The organism is Pseudomonas persica, assembly GCF_900291015.1.
Lineage (GTDB): Bacteria > Pseudomonadota > Gammaproteobacteria > Pseudomonadales > Pseudomonadaceae > Aquipseudomonas.
This window is the reverse complement of record NZ_OLKL01000007.1, coordinates 83405-99010: the sequence shown is the minus strand read 5'-3', so window position 1 is coordinate 99010 and position 15606 is coordinate 83405. Positions and strand designations below refer to the sequence as shown.

Sequence of the window (15606 nt, the reverse complement as noted above, 5' to 3'; positions counted from 1 at the left end):
GAATTTGCGAGAAACTCGTTTGACTTCAAACACTTGACTCGCTGCGATCTCTCGTAGCGGGAGGCGAATCATACAGCACCTAGAAGCGCTGTCAACCATCATCTCAACCGCTGGCGATCAGTCGATCGTAGCGCTTCCGGCTTCTTCTGAACTATTTAACTCATTGAATTTCAAGGAGTTTGTCGTTCCGATGTCGCTGGAAGTGGGGCGCATTATAAGGGGATTCGAAAGGCCGTCAACCGTTAATTTCAAGAAAGTGAAATATAAGGGCAAAAGACCGCATCAGGGCCACCAGGTGCTCGTCAGAAGAGCAAAGGCAGGCACCTTCCACAGCCAACACCATCTCAAGACAGGCCCATAGCCGGCCTGACGCATCCAACAACCAAAAGCCAAAAACAAAACCCCAAAAACAAAGCGGGGAGGCCTACCGGCCTCCCCACTTCTATATAGCTACACCACCAGGCGATCATTCAGCCTTGAGGGTAACCCGCGCAAACGACTTCTTGCCCGCCTGGCACACATGCGTCGCACCCAGCGCAAACACGAAATCGCGATCAACCACCGCACCATCAACCTTGACCGCACCGCCACTCAGCAAATCCCGCGCCTGCGCCGAGTTCTTCACCAGGCCAGCCCGATTCAGCACGGCAGCAATCGGCAGGCTTTCCGCCGCAGCCACTTCGACTTCCGGCAGGTCTTCCGGCAGCTCGCCTTCCTTCATACGGTTACCCGCGGCACGGTGAGCATTGGCCGCAGCCTCCTCGCCATGGAAGCGCGCAACGATCTCTTCGGCCAGCTTGATCTTGATGTCGCGCGGGTTGGCGCCATTGGCAACATCGGCACGGAACTGCTCGATCTCTTCCATCGAACGGAAGCTCAGCAGTTCGAAGTAGCGCCACATCAGGGTATCCGGGATCGATACCAGCTTGCTGTACATCACCCCTGGCGCTTCCTGGATGCCTACATAGTTACCCAGCGACTTGGACATCTTCTTCACGCCGTCGAGCCCTTCGAGCAGCGGCATGGTCACGATGTTCTGCGCTTCCTGACCATAGGCACGCTGCAGCTCACGCCCCATCAGCAGGTTGAACTTCTGGTCAGTACCGCCCAGCTCGACATCCGCCTTCAGCGCCACCGAGTCATAGCCCTGCACCAGCGGGTACAGGAACTCGTGGATGGCGATCGGCTGGTTGGTGGTGTAGCGCTTGTCGAAGTCATCGCGCTCGAGCATGCGCGCCACGGTGTACTGCGACGCCAGGCGAATGAAGTCGGCCGGGGTCAGCTTGTCCATCCAGGTGGAGTTGAACGCAACCTCGGTCTTGGCCGGGTCGAGAATCTTGAACACCTGCTGCTTGTAGGTCTCGGCGTTTTCCAGCACCTGCTCGCGGGTCAGCGGCGGGCGTGTGGCGCTCTTGCCGCTGGGGTCGCCGATCATCCCGGTGAAGTCACCGATCAGGAAGATGACCTGGTGCCCCAGGTCCTGGAACTGGCGCAGCTTGTTGATCAGCACCGTATGCCCAAGGTGCAGGTCAGGCGCAGTCGGGTCGAAGCCGGCCTTGATGCGCAGAGGTTGGCCGCGCTTGAGCTTCTCCACCAGTTCCGACTCGACCAGTACTTCTTCCGCACCGCGCTTGATAAGCGCCAGCTGCTCTTCAACCGACTTCATAGACAAACCCGCAAGGCTCAGATTCAGGGGGAGCCAACCATACAAGATCGGCCGTCAATTACAAGTTTCGCAAAGGAATGTGACCCGAACGCAGGCTTGCGGCGTCTACGCGCCCTTGCGTGAAAATGGATTTGGTTATATTTTATACAGTTATTTCATCTTCATCATGTCATTCATCTTTTCCATTTCACTTTTTCAAAGTCACCTTGCCCATGACCAACGAACCGCCTAAAGCGCCCCCGCTTTATCCGAAAAGCCATCTGTTGGCCGCCAGCGGCATCGCCGCCCTGCTCAGCCTGGCCCTGCTGGTGTTTCCCTCCAGCGAAGTGGAAGCCAAGAAAACCACCCTCAACCTCGAGCTGGAGAGCCCTGCCGAGCAGTTGAAGGACGAATCCCGCGCTGCGCCCCTGGTTCAGGCCGAAGGTGAGCAAGGCTCGCCATTCGCCCAGATCGAAGATGCCACCCCCGAGACCCAGAAGGCCGAGCAGGAAGCCCCTGCTGCCGAACCGGTCGTCGAAGCCGCCAAGCAGCCCAGCCACCGCGAAGTCACCGTGGCCCGTGGCGATACCCTGTCCACCCTGTTCGCCAAGGTCGGCCTGCCGAGCAATGCGGTGCACGACCTGCTGGACAGTAACAAGCAGGCCAAGCAGTTCAGCCAGCTCAAGCACGGCCAGGTGCTGCAGTTCGAACTCGACAAGGACGGCCAACTGGCCAGCCTGCACAGCAAGGTCAGCAACCTCGAAACCATTCGCCTGACCAAGACCGACAAGGGTTACACCTTCAACCGCGAAATCAGCAAGCCGGTAGTGCGTACCGCCTACGCCCACGGCGTGATCAAAAGCTCGCTGTCGGCCTCGGCCCAGCGCGCCGGACTGTCCCACAGCATGACCATGGACATGGCCCGCGTGCTGGGTTACGACATCGACTTCGCCCAGGATATTCGCCCGGGCGATGAGTTCGACGTGGTCTATGAACAGAAGGTGATGGACGGCAAGGTCGTCGGCACCGGCAACATCCTGTCCGCGCGTTTCACCAACCGCGGCAAGACCTACACCGCCGTGCGCTATACCAACAAGCAGGGTAACACCAGCTACTACACCGCCGATGGCAACAGCCTGCGCAAGGCCTTCATCCGCACCCCGGTTGACTTCGCCCGCATCAGCTCGCGCTTCTCCGCCGGCCGCAAGCACCCGATCCTGAACAAGATCCGCGCCCACAAGGGCGTCGACTATGCCGCCCCACGCGGCACTCCGATCAAGGCAGCCGGTGACGGCCGCATCGAACTGGCCGGGCGTCGCGGTGGTTACGGCAACACGGTGATCATCCAGCACGGCAACCGCTACAAGACGCTGTACGGCCACATGCAGGGCTTTGCCAAAGGCATCAAGACCGGCAGCTCGGTCAAGCAGGGCCAGATCATCGGCTACATCGGCACCACCGGCCTGTCCACCGGCCCGCACCTGCACTACGAGTTCCAGGTCAACGGTGTCCACGTCGACCCGCTGAGCCAGAAAGTGCCGATGTCCGACCCGATCGCCAGGAACGAGCGCCAGCGTTTCCTGCAGCAGAGCCAGCCCCTGATCGCCCGCATGGATCAGGAAAAGGCCACTCTGCTCGCAGCGAACAAGCGCTAAGCCCATGGCGCTCTATCTGGGGGTGATGTCCGGCACCAGCCTCGATGGCCTGGACATTGCCTTGATCGAACAAGGCGAGCAGCCAGAACTGCTCGCCACCCACTACCTGCCCATGCCCAGCGACCTGCGCCAGGAACTGCTAAGCCTTTGCAGCAGCGGCCCTGACGAGATCGCCCGCGCCGCACTGGCAGAAAACCGCTGGGCCAGCCTGGCAGGCGAAGGCATCCGCCAACTGCTGGCCAGGCAAGGGCTGCAAGCCGATGCCATTCGTGCCATCGGCAGCCACGGTCAGACCATCCGCCACGAACCTGCACGCGGTTTTACCGTGCAGATCGGCAACCCTGCGCTGTTGGCCGAGCTTACCGGTATCAGCGTGGTCGCTGACTTCCGCCGTCGCGATGTGGCGGCCGGTGGCCAAGGTGCGCCACTGGTGCCGGCCTTCCATGAAACCCTGTTCAGCCACCTCGGCCAGCGCCTGGCCATCCTCAACGTGGGCGGTTTCAGCAACCTCAGCCTGATCGAACACGACAAGCCAGTCCACGGCTTCGACTGCGGCCCGGGCAACGTGCTACTGGATGCCTGGATCGAGCGCAAGCGCGGCCAGGCCTACGATGCGGATGGGGCCTGGGCTGCCTCGGGTGTGGTGCAGCCCGACTTGCTCAGCGCACTGCTGGCCGATCCGTTCTTCGCCGGTAGCGGCCCGAAGAGCACCGGCCGCGAAGTGTTCAACCTGCCCTGGCTGGATGGCCAGCTGGCCCGCCTGCCCGCTTACCGCGACGAAGATGTGCAGGCGACCTTGCTGGAGCTGACCGCACGCAGCATCATCGACTCGCTGAGCAACGCCCAGCAAGGCACCGAAGCGCTGCTGGTCTGCGGTGGCGGTGCGCGCAACGGCGCCCTCATGGCACGCCTCGGCCAGTTGCTGCCCGACGCCCGTGTCGCCAGCACCGGCGCCCATGGCGTGGACCCGGACTGGGTCGAAGCCATGGCCTTCGCCTGGCTGGCCCACTGTTGCCTGGAAGGCATCGCCGCCAACCGCCCTAGCGTGACAGCGGCCAAGGGCCTGCGCGTACTCGGCGCAATCTACCCGGCCTGAGCGCTACGCCAGAAAGCAAAACGCCGCGCAATTGCGCGGCGTTTTTGTATGGCCAGGCCTCAGATCGAGAACGAGGAACCGCAGCCGCAGGTGGTAGCAGCATTCGGGTTCTTGATCACGAAGCGCGAACCTTCCAGGCCTTCCTGGTAATCCACTTCGGCGCCGGCCAGGTACTGGAAGCTCATCGGGTCGACCACAAGGGAAACACCCTCGCGCTCGACGATGGTGTCGTCTTCGGCCACGTCCTCATCGAAGGTGAAGCCGTACTGGAAGCCCGAGCAGCCGCCACCAGTGACGAACACGCGCAGCTTCAGACGATCGTTGCCTTCCTCGGAAACCAGGTTCTTCACCTTTTGCGCAGCGCCGTGGGTGAATTCCAAAGCCGTGGGGGTGAAGGTTTCGACGCTCATGTTGATTCTCCCGGCGCGGTAGCCGCCATAAAACTCGATGACGCGCATTATCCGCTTTCCCGAGAAAATCGGTCAAGAATTGTGCGGCTTTAGTCGCGACATACAAAAAGGCCCGCACGACGCGGGCCTTTTCGAACGTTGGCAGCTTACGGCAGCAAGCCCGCGTGGGACAGGCCCATGCGCTCGTCCAGGCCGAACAGGATGTTGAGATTCTGCACCGCCTGGCCGGACGCGCCCTTGACCAGGTTGTCGATCACCGACAGCACCACCACCAGGTCACCACCCTGCGGGCGATGAACGGCAATGCGGCAGACGTTGGCGCCGCGCACGCTGCGGGTTTCCGGGTGGCTGCCAGCCGGCATCACGTCGACGAACGGTTCATCGGCGTAGCGCTTCTCGAACAGCGCCTGCAGGTCAACCGAGGTGTCGGCGACAGTCGCGTACAGGGTGGCATGGATGCCACGGATCATTGGTGTCAGGTGCGGCACGAAGGTCAGGCCGATCTCCTTGCCAGCGGCCAGGCGCAGGCCCTGGCTGATCTCCGGCAGGTGGCGGTGGCCCTTCACAGCGTAGGCTTTCATGCTTTCGCCGGCTTCGCAGAACAGCGAGCCCACCGCAGCACCACGACCAGCGCCACTGACACCCGACTTGCAGTCGGCGATCAGGCGCGACGGGTCGGCCAGGCCAGCTTCCAGCAGCGGCAGGAAGCCCAACTGGGTGGCGGTCGGGTAGCAACCCGGCACTGCAATCAGGCGCGCCTGGCGGATCTTCTCGCGGTTGACTTCAGGCAGGCCGTACACCGCGTCCTTGAGCAGCTCTGGCGCACCGTGCGGCTGGCCGTACCACTTGCCCCATTCGACGGCGTCCTGCAGGCGGAAGTCGGCCGACAGGTCGATCACCTTGGTACCGGCCGCCAGCAGCTCACCGGCCAGGGCGTGGGCCACACCGTGCGGGGTGGCGAAGAACACCACGTCGCAGGCGGCCAGGGTCTTGCTGTCCGGCACGCTGAACGCCAGCCCGTCATAGTGGCCGCGCAGGTTCGGGTACATGTCCGCCACTGCAACGCCCGCCTCGGAGCGCGAAGTGATGACCGCCACCTCGGCCTGTGGATGCTGTGCCAGCAGACGCAACAGTTCGACGCCGGTGTAACCCGTGCCGCCGACGATACCGACCTTGATCATAACGCTTGCCCCTTATCAACGAGCCGTCTGGAAAGCGCACGATAATAGGGGCGCAAGGCGCCTGTAACAACTCTTCGGGTGACCCTTCGGGCGCTTGACCACTACTATCTGACGACCGTGAATACCTGAAGGAACTCCCCCATGCTTTACCTATGGATCAAAGCGCTGCATATCGTCAGCGTGGTCTGCTGGTTCGCCGGCCTGTTCTACCTGCCGCGGCTGTTCGTCTACCACGCCCAAAGCCAGGACAGCATCAGCCAGGAACGCTTCGTGACCATGGAGCGCAAGCTGTTTCGCGGCATCATGAACCCGGCGATGATCGCCACCTACGTGTTCGGCGCGTGGATGCTCTACCTCACGCCCGGCTGGCTCAGCCAGGGCTGGCTGCATGCCAAGCTGACCCTGGTCATCCTGTTGACCGTCTACCATCACATGTGCGGCGCCCAGCGCAAACGCTTCGCCAGCGGCAGCAACACCCGCAGCCACGTCTACTATCGCTGGTTCAACGAAGTACCCGTGCTGTTCCTGCTGGGTATCGTAATTCTGGTGGTGGTCAAACCGTTCTGACCTAGCCACCCGCCCAAGGAGCCTTGCCATGTCGCTACCCGCCTCGCTCGAACAACGCCTGCGCCTGCCCGTGGTTGCCGCACCGATGTTCCTGATTTCCAACCCCAGGCTGGTACTGGCCTGCTGCGCCAGCGGCGTGGTCGGCAGCTTCCCGGCACTGAACCAGCGTGACAGCGCCGGTTTCAAGGCCTGGCTGGAGGAAATCGAGGCAGGCCTGGCACTGCTGCTGGCGCCAGCGCCCTATGCCGTCAACCTGATCGTCCACCAGACCAACCCGCGCCTGCAGGCCGACCTGGCGTTGTGCCTGGAACACCGCGTGCCGATCGTCATCACCAGCCTCGGCGCGGTGAAGGAACTGGTCGATGCCGTACACGGTTACGGCGGCCTGGTGTTCCACGATGTCACCACCCGCCGCCATGCCGAGAAAGCCGCCGAAGCCGGTGTCGATGGCCTGATCGCCGTCGCCGCCGGCGCAGGCGGCCATGCCGGCACCTGGAGCCCGTTTGCCCTGGCTGCGGAAATTCGCCAGTTCTTCGACAAGACCCTGCTGCTGGCCGGCTGCCTCAACCACGGCCACGAGATCCTCGCCGCGCAAATGCTGGGGGCGGACCTTGCGTACATGGGCACGCGCTTCATCGCCACCACAGAAAGCCAGGCCCCGGGCGAATACAAGCAGATGCTGCTCGATGCCCATGCCGCCGACATCATCCACACCCCGGCGGTGTCCGGCGTCCCTGCCAGCTTCCTGCGTCCGAGCCTGGAGCAGGCCGGTTATGACATGAACGCCCTCAAGAGCGGCCACGAGCAAGGCAAGCTCAAACCGATCGACGACGAAGCCAAGGCCTGGAAGACCGTGTGGTCGGCGGGCCAGGGTGTCGGTGGTATCGACGACCTGCCCAGCGCCAGCGCGCTGATCGAACGGCTGCATGACGAGTACCGGCACGCCCTGGAACGCTGCCAGGCCCTGCGCCCCCGTACCTTGTAGCAAAAGGCAACACCTTGCCCGGCCAAGCTGTACACTAGGCGCCCTCTTCAGCCCCCAGGAGCCTTGCATGACCCGTTACGCCATGATCACTGGTGCTTCCAGCGGCCTGGGCCTGGCCCTGGCGGAAGCCCTGGCGCGGCGCGGGCGCAACCTGATCCTGGTGGCACGCCAGCGTGAAACGCTGGAGCCAGTGGCCATCGAGCTGACCCAACGCTTCGGTGTCGAGGTGCTGTTCCGTGCCTGCGACCTCAGCCAGCCGCTGCGCCTGTCGGGCTTCGTGCTGGAGCTGGAAGAAGGCGAGCGGCGCATCGACCTGCTGGTCAATTGTGCCGGCCTGCGCACCTACGGGCCATTCCTGGCCCATGAGTGGGCCGACGAACAGGACCTGCTGGAAGTCAACGTGCTGGCCCTGAGCCGCCTGTGCCACGCCATCGGCAACCTGATGGCCGTGCAAGGCGGCGGGCAGATCCTCAATGTCGCCGGCCTGGCCGGGGTGGCGCCTGGCCCGTGGATGGCCACCTATGCCGCCAGCAAAGCCTATGTGCTGAGTTTCTCCCAGGCCTTGCGTGAAGAACTCAAGCGCACCGGTATCAAGGTCTCGGTATTGTGCCCCGGCCCGGTGCGCTCCTCGCGCCGGCGCATTCCGCGACTGGATGGCAAGCCGCGCTGCCTCAGCCCTGAGGAAGTGGCGCTGTACACCGTGCGCGCGCTGGACAAGAACCGCGCACTGATCCTGCCCGGCCGGCGCAACCGCTGGCTGGCGTTCGCCCCACGCCTGCTGCCGCGCTGGCTGGTGCGCAAGCTGGCCGGCGCAATCCACCGCCGCTACTGCCCGGTCGGCATGGAATAGCCACTGGGCGAGCGGCGCCCGGCTGAGTACACTCGGCCCGACCCTCACCATGGAGCAAGTGCTGTGGACGATTTATTCACCAGGATCATCAACCGGGAAATCCCGGCGAAGATCATTTACGAGGACGACCAGGTTCTGGCGTTCCACGATATCGCCCCCCAGGCGCCCGTGCATTTTCTGGTCATCCCGAAAAAGCACATTCGCACCCTCAACGACCTGACCGAAGAGGACAAAGGCCTGGCTGGCCACATCCTGTTCACCGCCCAGCGCCTGGCCAAGGAACTTGGCTGTGATGACGGCTTCCGCGTGGTCATGAACTGCAACGAGCAGGGCGGCCAGACCGTCTACCACATCCACATGCACGTGCTTGGCCAGCGCCAGATGCACTGGCCACCGGGCTGATCCACGGCAAGCGACCCCGCCACTATTGCGGTAAACTGTCGGGCACATTCTTGCGGAGGTGCCCGATGGCTACCGAACGTCACTACTCGCCGCTCGACCGCTTGTTGCTGCAGGCCGATACCGCCATGCGCACCCTGCTGCCCTTCAGCGGCCAACCCGCCCGCCCATCGCCGGCCATCGTCCAGGCGGACGTCGACCTGGACGAACAGCAGGCCCGCCATGTTGCCGGGCTGATGCGCATCAACCACACCGGTGAAGTCTGCGCCCAGGCGCTGTATCAGGGCCAGGCCCTGACTGCCAAGCTGCCCGAAGTGCGCAAGGCCATGGAACACGCCGCCGAGGAAGAGGTGGACCACCTGGCCTGGTGCGAACAACGCATTCGCCAGCTGAACAGCCACCCCAGCGTGCTCAACCCGTTGTTCTACGGTATGTCGTTCGGCATCGGCGCACTCGCCGGGCTGGTCAGCGACAAGGTCAGCCTGGGCTTCGTCGCCGCCACCGAGCACCAGGTGTGCAAGCACCTCGACGAGCACCTGGAACAGATCCCGCAGGAAGACGAAAAGTCCCGGGCCATCCTCGAACAGATGCGTATCGATGAGGAACAGCACGCCGAGTCCGCACTGGAAGCCGGCGGTTATCGCTTCCCCGCCCCGGTTCGCTTTGGCATGAGCCTGTTGGCCAAGGTCATGACCAAGAGCACCTACCGTATCTGAAGGCATCCCCATGACGGACCGTTTCGACGCCAAGGACCTGGCGCGCGCCGTGCAAGCCGGCATTCTCCAGCCGGGCCAGGACCAGGCCCTGCTGGCCTTCCTGCGCCAGCAACCGGCACAACGTGGCAGCTTCCAGCTGGCCCATGTCGCTTTCTACTTCGGCGCCATGCTGATCATGGCCGCGATGGGCTGGTTGCTCACCGAGGCCTGGATGAGCATCGGCGACTGGGCGCTGCTGGTCATCGCCAGCCTCTATATCCTGTTGCTCACGCTGTTCGCCGTTAACCTGCAACGGCGCGTACAGCCCGTCGCGGCCGGGGTACTGGCGGCGGTAGCGGTCAGCATCGTGCCGTTGGCGGTATTCGCCATCGAACGGCTGGCCGGCTGGTGGCCAATGGATGATGTGCAGGCGAACTATCACCAGTACTACACCTACGTGCAGGGCGGCTGGCTGGCGATGGAAGCGGCCACGGTACTCGCCGGGTTGTTGATGCTGAGGCTGATTCCCTACCCGTTCATCGTCATGCCGATTGCCGTGGCCTTGTGGTTCATGTCGATGGACCTGAGCGAATGGTTCTTCGGTTCGCCATTCAGCTGGGAGCAACGCCGCGAGGTTTCGTTGTGGTTCGGGCTGGGGATGCTGGTGGTGTTCGTCGCGGTGGATGGTCGCACCCGTGAAGACTACGCCCACTGGGGCTACCTGGCCGGGCTGGCGGCATTCTGGGGCGGGCTGACGCTGGTGGACAGCGGCAGCGAGTTGGGCAAGGCCCTGTACTGCCTGATCAATATTGCCCTGATGGGCATGGCAGTGCTGCTGCGTCGGCCGGTGTTCATGGTGTTCGGGGCGCTGGGGGTGGCGGCTTACCTGGGGTACCTGGCGTACGAGGTGTTTGCCGACTCGCTGCTGTTCCCGGTGGTGGTGACTCTGATCGGGCTGGGGGTTATCGGGCTGGGGCTGGTTTACCAGAAGCGGCGAGAGCGGTTGAGCCGGGTGATGCGCGGTTGTTTGCCGGGGTGGGTGCGTGCTGCACTGCCGGCGCTTCGGGGCTGATATTGCCGGGAGCCGCTTTGCGGCCCATCGCCGGCAAGCCAGCTCCCACAAACAAATACAGCACCGGCTTCGAAAACAGCGCTTGACCTGGGGGAGCTGGCTTGCCGGCGATGGGCTGCAACGCAGCCCCGAAAATCTGGGGTTCAACCCAGCTCTACAATCTCGTACCCGTGGGTAATCTCGACCCCGGCACGCTCGAGCATGATCGAAGCCGAGCAATACTTCTCCGCCGACAGCTCCACCGCACGCTTGACCTGGGCTTCTTTCAGCCCACGCCCCTTCACCACGAAGTTCATGTGGATCTTGGTAAACACCTTCGGGTCTTCGCTGGCACGCTCGGCCTCCAGGAATGCCTCGCAGCTTTCCACCGCCTGGCGCGACTTCTTCAGAATGCTGACCACGTCAAAGCTGCTGCAACCACCCAGGCCCAGCAACAGCATTTCCATCGGGCGCACGCCCAGGTTGCGGCCGCCGGCCTCGGGCGGGCCGTCCATCACGACGACATGGCCGCTCCCCGATTCGCCGAGGAACATCGCCTCACCGGCCCACTGGATACGTGCCTTCATCTACCCGGACTCCTGATATTCGGAAAAGGGTGTCAGCTTAGACCTTGTGCGGCCGTGGGAAAAGTACGAGTCGTGTCGGTTTAGTACCGAAACATTCTGTAGCGTCTGATAAGCTGGCGCCAAATGACTGGCGCGCGCCGCCAGCCAACCTTTATAAAAAGCCTATGCGTCGTATCGAACAGGATTTCGTGATGGTTGCCTCCGCCCTACCCGCCAAGATCAAGAACATCGACAAGTTGCTGGCGCACTGCCAGCGCCGCCGCTACACCGCCAAAAGCAACATCATCTGCGCCGGCGACCGGGCCGAGACACTGTCGTTCATCATCAAGGGTTCGGTCACCATCCTCATCGAGGACGACGACGGCCATGAAATGATCATCGCCTACCTCAACAATGGCGACTTCTTCGGCGAGCTGGGCCTGTTCGAACCGGCCGAGGGTGAACAGCAGCGCAGTGCCTGGGTGCGCGCCAAGACCGAATGCGAAGTAGCCGAAATCAGTTACGAGAAGTTTCGAGAACTGGCGCGCCAGGACCCGGAAATCCTCTACGCCCTGGGCAGCCAGATGGCCCAGCGTCTGCGCAACACCACGCGCAAGGTCGGCGACCTGGCGTTCTTCGACGTTACCGGGCGCGTCGCCCGTTGCCTGCTGGAGCTGTGCAAGCAACCCGACGCCATGACCCACCCCGACGGCATGCAGATCAAGATCACCCGTCAGGAAATCGGTCGTATCGTCGGTTGCTCCCGGGAAATGGTCGGCCGCGTCCTCAAGGACCTTGAAGAACGCAGCCTGGTGCAGGTCAAAGGCAAGACCATGGTGGTCTACGGTACCCGCTAGTCCTTGGGCAGGTCGGCCAGCACCTTGGCATAAGCCTGCGACAGCCGCTCGAACCAGGGCGCCGCGGGCGCCACTTCGTGCAGGGCGATGTGCGCATCGGCGCGGCAGCGCTGCTCCAGTTCGCAGCACTCGTTGAAGCGGTTGACCGCTGCCACCATCGACTCACGCTCGTTATCCAGCAACAGCGCACCGTGCACCAGCACCACCGGGCGCTTGCCGCCCAGCCCCTGGCGCCAGCGCTGGGCAGTGCCCACCAGTTTGCGGCCATTGAGGTTGACGTTGTAGCGGCCATCGCAGAAGGCGCCGTCGATTTCGCCCACCGACGCCACCCCGCCCCACTCGCGCAGCACATCGCACAGCGGCAGGCACAGGCGCTCGTAGGCGTTTTCGATACGGCCATGGTCGCCTTCGCAGCGTGGGGCGACATAGACCAGGGCAACGTTCACCGTCGAATGCGACTGCGGCACCGGCTCACCACCGGTCTCGCGCAGCAGCACCGGCCAGCCAGCGATTGCCAATTCCGCACAGGCGGCCTCGAAGTTGTCCAGCCGGCTCATGCGCCGGGGCATGACCAGGGCGTGGTCGGTCGGACGCCAGAACAGCACGCCACTGTCGCGCTCGCCACGGCAGACGGCGGCCAGCAATTCCTGTTCGGCGTGCAGGCCCTGTTCTACGGTCAGGGCCAGGGGTTGATCGGTCATTGATCCACCTTTGATGTTGTTATTGATGGCCTCTTCGCGGGTGAACCCGCTCCCGCTGGGACATCACGGGCCCTAGGGTGGTGGAGAACCTGTGGGAGCGGGTTTACCCGCGAAGAGGCCTTTGCCGGCATACAAAAAAGCCGGCAGTAACGCCGGCTTCGTTTCGATCAGTCCAGTTGCTGAACAGTCTTCTTCACCTGATCCGGGAAGAACAACCGCTGCAGCTCAAGCCCTGGCTGCTCGGCGCGCATGAACGCCTCACCGACCAGGAACGAGTAGACCTCGTTGATCGCCATCAGCTCCACATCGGCCCGATTCAAGATACCACTCTCGGTGATCGCCAGGCGATCACGCGGAATACGCGGCAGCAAGTCGAGGGTGGTTTCCAGGCTGACCTCGAAGGTGTGCAGGTTGCGGTTGTTCACCCCCACCAACGGTGTATCCAGGGTTTTCAACGCGCGCTCCAGTTCATCGCCGTCGTGCACTTCCACCAGCACGTCGAGGCCGACATCCTTGGCCGTGGCCGCCAGTTCGGCCATCTTCACGTCATCCAGCGCCGAAACGATCAGCAGTACACAGTCCGCACCCAGCGCCCGGGCTTCGACGATCTGGTACGGGTCAACCATGAAGTCCTTGCGGATCACCGGCAGCGACACCGCCGCACGGGCCTGCTGCAGGTACTCGTCAGCGCCCTGGAAGTAGTCCACATCGGTCAGCACCGACAGGCAAGTCGCCCCGCCCTTCTCGTAGCTGACGGCGATTTCCGCCGGCACGAAATGCTCGCGAATCACGCCCTTGCTCGGCGAGGCCTTCTTGATTTCGGCAATTACCGCCGGCTGCTTGCGCCCGGCTTGCTCGATCAGGGCCTTGGCAAAACCACGCGGGGCGTCGGCAGCCTTGGCCAGGCCCTCCAGTTCGGCGAGGCTGACGCGCGCGCTGCGCTCGGCCACTTCCTGGAACTTGCGGGCAATGATCCTTTCCAGCACCGTCGGCACACTCATGCTTCGTTCTCCACCTTGAATACTGCAGTAAAGGCACCCAGCTCCTGCAGCTTCTCCCAGGCCAGCCCGGTGTGCAGAACGTCGTGGGCCAGTTCCACACCGGCTTTCAGGCTCATGGCATGGTCAGCGGCATACAGCGCCGCGCCCGCATTGAGCACGATCATCTCGGCGGCCTTCTGGCCGTTTTCAGTCTTGCGGCGGCCCAGCGCATCGCGGATCAGCTCCAGCGACGCCTGCGGGTTCTCGACGGCCAGGCCGTGCAGGCTCTGGCTCTTCATGCCGAGGTCTTCCGGCTCGACCCAGTATTCGGTGATTGCGCCATTCTTCAGTTCGGCGACAAAGGTCGGCGCGGCCAGGCTGAACTCATCCAGACCGTCCTTCGAGTGCACCACCAGCACGTGCTTGCTGCCCAGGCGCTGCAGTACTTCAGCCAACGGGCGGCACAGGGTCTGGGCGAATACACCGACCACCTGATGCTTCACTCCGGCCGGATTCGTAAGCGGGCCGAGCATGTTGAACAGGGTGCGCAGCCCCAGGTCGCGACGCGGGCCGGCAGCGTGCTTCATGGCCGAGTGGTGGCTTTGCGCGAACATGAAGCCTATCCCTAAGCTGTCGATGCAGCGGGCCACCTGGGTAGGCGTCAGGTTCAGGTAGATGCCGGCGGCTTCCAGCAGGTCGGCACTGCCGCTCTTGCCCGATACCGCGCGGTTGCCATGCTTGGCCACGGTGCAACCCGCCGCCGCCAGGACGAACGACGAGGCGGTGGACACGTTGAAGATGTTGGCGCCATCACCGCCAGTACCGACGATATCGACCACGCCATCGAGGCTTTGCAGTTCGACCTTGTCGGCCAGCTCACGCATCACCGACACCGCACCAACAATCTCGTCGATGCTTTCGCTCTTCATGCGCATGCCCATCAGGAAGGCGCCGATCTGCGCTTCACTGCACTGGCCGGTCATGATCTGGCGCATGACGTCGCGCATTTCTTCGGTGGAAAGGTCCAGCTGGCCGACGATACGGCTCAACGCGCTCTTGATATCCATGTTCGATCCTTAGCGGCGGCCGCCGGTCTGCTTGAGGAAGTTGGCGAACAGTTCGTGGCCCTGTTCGGTCAGGATCGACTCGGGATGGAACTGCACCCCTTCGATATTCAGCGTTTTATGGCGCAGGCCCATGATCTCGTCGACCGAACCGTCAGCATGGGCGGTCCAGGCGGTCACTTCCAGGCACTCGGGCAAGGTTTCGCGCTTTACCACCAGCGAGTGGTAACGGGTCACGGTCAACGGGTTGTTGAGGCCGGCGAACACGCCCAGGTCACGGTGATGGACCGGGCTGGTCTTGCCGTGCATCACCTGGCGGGCACGTACCACATCACCACCAAAGGCCTGGCCGATGGACTGATGGCCCAGGCAAACGCCGAGGATTGGCAGCTTGCCGGCAAAATGCAGGATGGCCTCGATCGACACACCCGCCTCGCTCGGCGTGCACGGGCCTGGAGATACGACGATGCGCTCGGGGTTGAGGGCTTCGATCTGGGCGATGGTCATTTCGTCATTGCGAATGACCTTGACCTCGGCGCCCAGCTCGCCAAGGTACTGAACGACGTTGTAAGTAAATGAGTCGTAATTGTCGATCATCAGTAACATCGGGTTAAACCTCTTGAATCTACTGACTTCAGAATTCGAACCTTTCTGCCCCAGCCAACAGGCGCGGCTTTGCCACAAGGGGCGGTAGGCAGGAAGGCAAACGGGGGCGGGCCGGACGGGCCGGCAGGAGATAAAGTCAGGCGCGCCAACGCCAACGGGCGTGGGCCTTGATTACGCGCATCAAGAGTTTGCTGACGATCAACACAGGATAGGTCTCGCTCATACGTCACGGCACAGTAGCCTACCGGGGCGGCGGGCGCAATATGCCTGTAAACACGGGGAAACGAATGGACTTGGG

17 protein-coding genes are annotated in these 15606 nt (G+C 63.1%); 9 read left to right on the top strand and 8 right to left on the bottom strand.

Annotated elements, in window-relative coordinates; genetic code table 11:
* Window positions 1–466: 466 nt before the first annotated feature.
* Window positions 467–1666 (bottom strand): tyrosine--tRNA ligase, encoded by a 1200-nt coding sequence (tyrS, locus tag FQ664_RS02625; RefSeq protein ID WP_061550921.1) that lies wholly within the window; start codon window positions 1664–1666, stop codon window positions 467–469.
* Between the two features lie 212 nt (window positions 1667–1878).
* Between tyrS and FQ664_RS02615 the strand changes: the two genes are divergently transcribed.
* Complete coding sequence (locus tag FQ664_RS02615) at window positions 1879–3300, top strand: peptidoglycan DD-metalloendopeptidase family protein (protein ID WP_144170313.1); 1422 nt, start codon at window positions 1879–1881, stop codon at window positions 3298–3300.
* 4 nt (window positions 3301–3304) lie between these two features.
* The gene (locus FQ664_RS02610; RefSeq protein ID WP_144170312.1) at window positions 3305–4396 is read left to right on the top strand and encodes an anhydro-N-acetylmuramic acid kinase; all 1092 of its coding nucleotides are present in this window, start codon (window positions 3305–3307) and stop codon (window positions 4394–4396) included.
* Window positions 4397–4455: 59 nt separating this feature from the next.
* Here the strand turns inward: FQ664_RS02610 and erpA are convergent, their stop codons facing one another.
* Together erpA and argC are read right to left on the bottom strand one after the other, a co-directional pair.
* A complete protein-coding gene (gene erpA / locus FQ664_RS02605; RefSeq protein ID WP_015268740.1) occupies window positions 4456–4806 on the bottom strand; it encodes an iron-sulfur cluster insertion protein ErpA in 351 nt (116 codons plus the stop codon).
* 146 nt (window positions 4807–4952) lie between these two features.
* The gene (argC, locus tag FQ664_RS02600; RefSeq protein WP_144170311.1) at window positions 4953–5987 is read right to left on the bottom strand and encodes an N-acetyl-gamma-glutamyl-phosphate reductase; all 1035 of its coding nucleotides are present in this window, start codon (window positions 5985–5987) and stop codon (window positions 4953–4955) included.
* Window positions 5988–6128: 141 nt separating this feature from the next.
* Here argC and hemJ point away from each other — a divergent pair, with 141 nt between their 5' ends.
* From hemJ to FQ664_RS02570, 6 genes are all read left to right on the top strand, one after another.
* The gene (gene hemJ / locus FQ664_RS02595; RefSeq protein WP_003258833.1) at window positions 6129–6554 is read left to right on the top strand and encodes a protoporphyrinogen oxidase HemJ; all 426 of its coding nucleotides are present in this window, start codon (window positions 6129–6131) and stop codon (window positions 6552–6554) included.
* A 28-nt stretch (window positions 6555–6582) separates the two neighbouring features.
* Window positions 6583–7539 carry an NAD(P)H-dependent flavin oxidoreductase gene (locus FQ664_RS02590; RefSeq protein WP_144170310.1) on the top strand — a complete coding sequence of 319 codons (957 nt, stop codon included), beginning with the start codon at window positions 6583–6585 and terminating at the stop codon, window positions 7537–7539.
* Window positions 7540–7606: 67 nt separating this feature from the next.
* On the top strand, window positions 7607–8389 hold the full coding sequence (locus FQ664_RS02585) for an SDR family NAD(P)-dependent oxidoreductase (protein WP_085626276.1): 783 nt from the start codon (window positions 7607–7609) through the stop codon (window positions 8387–8389).
* A 63-nt stretch (window positions 8390–8452) separates the two neighbouring features.
* Window positions 8453–8791 (top strand): histidine triad nucleotide-binding protein, encoded by a 339-nt coding sequence (locus tag FQ664_RS02580; RefSeq protein WP_027594412.1) that lies wholly within the window; start codon window positions 8453–8455, stop codon window positions 8789–8791.
* A gap of 65 nt (window positions 8792–8856) precedes the next feature.
* Window positions 8857–9504, top strand: coding sequence for a 2-polyprenyl-3-methyl-6-methoxy-1,4-benzoquinone monooxygenase (gene coq7, locus FQ664_RS02575; RefSeq protein ID WP_144170309.1), 648 nt, complete (start codon window positions 8857–8859; stop codon window positions 9502–9504).
* A 10-nt stretch (window positions 9505–9514) separates the two neighbouring features.
* The gene (locus FQ664_RS02570) at window positions 9515–10555 is read left to right on the top strand and encodes a DUF2157 domain-containing protein (protein WP_144170308.1); all 1041 of its coding nucleotides are present in this window, start codon (window positions 9515–9517) and stop codon (window positions 10553–10555) included.
* Between the two features lie 143 nt (window positions 10556–10698).
* Here FQ664_RS02570 and FQ664_RS02565 read toward each other — a convergent pair whose 3' ends face one another.
* Window positions 10699–11121, bottom strand: coding sequence for an OsmC family protein (locus tag FQ664_RS02565; RefSeq protein WP_004376171.1), 423 nt, complete (start codon window positions 11119–11121; stop codon window positions 10699–10701).
* Between the two features lie 191 nt (window positions 11122–11312).
* On the opposite strand from FQ664_RS02565, the gene crp reads away from it, so the two are divergent.
* Window positions 11313–11957: a cAMP-activated global transcriptional regulator CRP gene (gene crp / locus FQ664_RS02560; protein ID WP_144170307.1), complete on the top strand. Its 645-nt coding sequence runs from the start codon at window positions 11313–11315 to the stop codon at window positions 11955–11957.
* Here crp and FQ664_RS02555 read toward each other — a convergent pair.
* The 4 genes from FQ664_RS02555 to FQ664_RS02540 form a co-directional block, all read right to left on the bottom strand.
* A complete protein-coding gene (locus tag FQ664_RS02555; protein WP_144170306.1) occupies window positions 11954–12658 on the bottom strand; it encodes a lipoate--protein ligase family protein in 705 nt (234 codons plus the stop codon). The genes crp and FQ664_RS02555 overlap by 4 nt on opposite strands.
* Before the next feature lie 167 nt (window positions 12659–12825).
* On the bottom strand, window positions 12826–13659 hold the full coding sequence (gene trpC, locus FQ664_RS02550; RefSeq protein ID WP_063914595.1) for an indole-3-glycerol phosphate synthase TrpC: 834 nt from the start codon (window positions 13657–13659) through the stop codon (window positions 12826–12828).
* Complete coding sequence (gene trpD, locus FQ664_RS02545; protein WP_144170305.1) at window positions 13656–14705, bottom strand: anthranilate phosphoribosyltransferase; 1050 nt, start codon at window positions 14703–14705, stop codon at window positions 13656–13658. The genes trpC and trpD overlap by 4 nt, the downstream gene beginning before the upstream one ends.
* A 9-nt stretch (window positions 14706–14714) precedes the next feature.
* On the bottom strand, window positions 14715–15308 hold the full coding sequence (locus tag FQ664_RS02540; RefSeq protein WP_003259809.1) for an aminodeoxychorismate/anthranilate synthase component II: 594 nt from the start codon (window positions 15306–15308) through the stop codon (window positions 14715–14717).
* Window positions 15309–15606 lie beyond the last annotated feature (298 nt).

Coding starts and splice junctions, on each gene's coding strand:
- FQ664_RS02585 (WP_085626276.1), top strand. CDS start 7,607: ATGACCCGTTACGCCATGATCACTGGTGCTTCCAGCGGCCTGGGCCTG.
- FQ664_RS02540 (WP_003259809.1), bottom strand. CDS start 15,308: ATGTTACTGATGATCGACAATTACGACTCATTTACTTACAACGTCGTT.
- trpD (WP_144170305.1), bottom strand. CDS start 14,705: ATGGATATCAAGAGCGCGTTGAGCCGTATCGTCGGCCAGCTGGACCTT.
- FQ664_RS02555 (WP_144170306.1), bottom strand. CDS start 12,658: ATGACCGATCAACCCCTGGCCCTGACCGTAGAACAGGGCCTGCACGCC.
- trpC (WP_063914595.1), bottom strand. CDS start 13,659: ATGAGTGTGCCGACGGTGCTGGAAAGGATCATTGCCCGCAAGTTCCAG.
- argC (WP_144170311.1), bottom strand. CDS start 5,987: ATGATCAAGGTCGGTATCGTCGGCGGCACGGGTTACACCGGCGTCGAA.
- FQ664_RS02590 (WP_144170310.1), top strand. CDS start 6,583: ATGTCGCTACCCGCCTCGCTCGAACAACGCCTGCGCCTGCCCGTGGTT.
- FQ664_RS02565 (WP_004376171.1), bottom strand. CDS start 11,121: ATGAAGGCACGTATCCAGTGGGCCGGTGAGGCGATGTTCCTCGGCGAA.
- hemJ (WP_003258833.1), top strand. CDS start 6,129: ATGCTTTACCTATGGATCAAAGCGCTGCATATCGTCAGCGTGGTCTGC.
- crp (WP_144170307.1), top strand. CDS start 11,313: ATGGTTGCCTCCGCCCTACCCGCCAAGATCAAGAACATCGACAAGTTG.
- FQ664_RS02610 (WP_144170312.1), top strand. CDS start 3,305: ATGGCGCTCTATCTGGGGGTGATGTCCGGCACCAGCCTCGATGGCCTG.
- coq7 (WP_144170309.1), top strand. CDS start 8,857: ATGGCTACCGAACGTCACTACTCGCCGCTCGACCGCTTGTTGCTGCAG.
- tyrS (WP_061550921.1), bottom strand. CDS start 1,666: ATGAAGTCGGTTGAAGAGCAGCTGGCGCTTATCAAGCGCGGTGCGGAA.
- erpA (WP_015268740.1), bottom strand. CDS start 4,806: ATGAGCGTCGAAACCTTCACCCCCACGGCTTTGGAATTCACCCACGGC.
- FQ664_RS02570 (WP_144170308.1), top strand. CDS start 9,515: ATGACGGACCGTTTCGACGCCAAGGACCTGGCGCGCGCCGTGCAAGCC.
- FQ664_RS02615 (WP_144170313.1), top strand. CDS start 1,879: ATGACCAACGAACCGCCTAAAGCGCCCCCGCTTTATCCGAAAAGCCAT.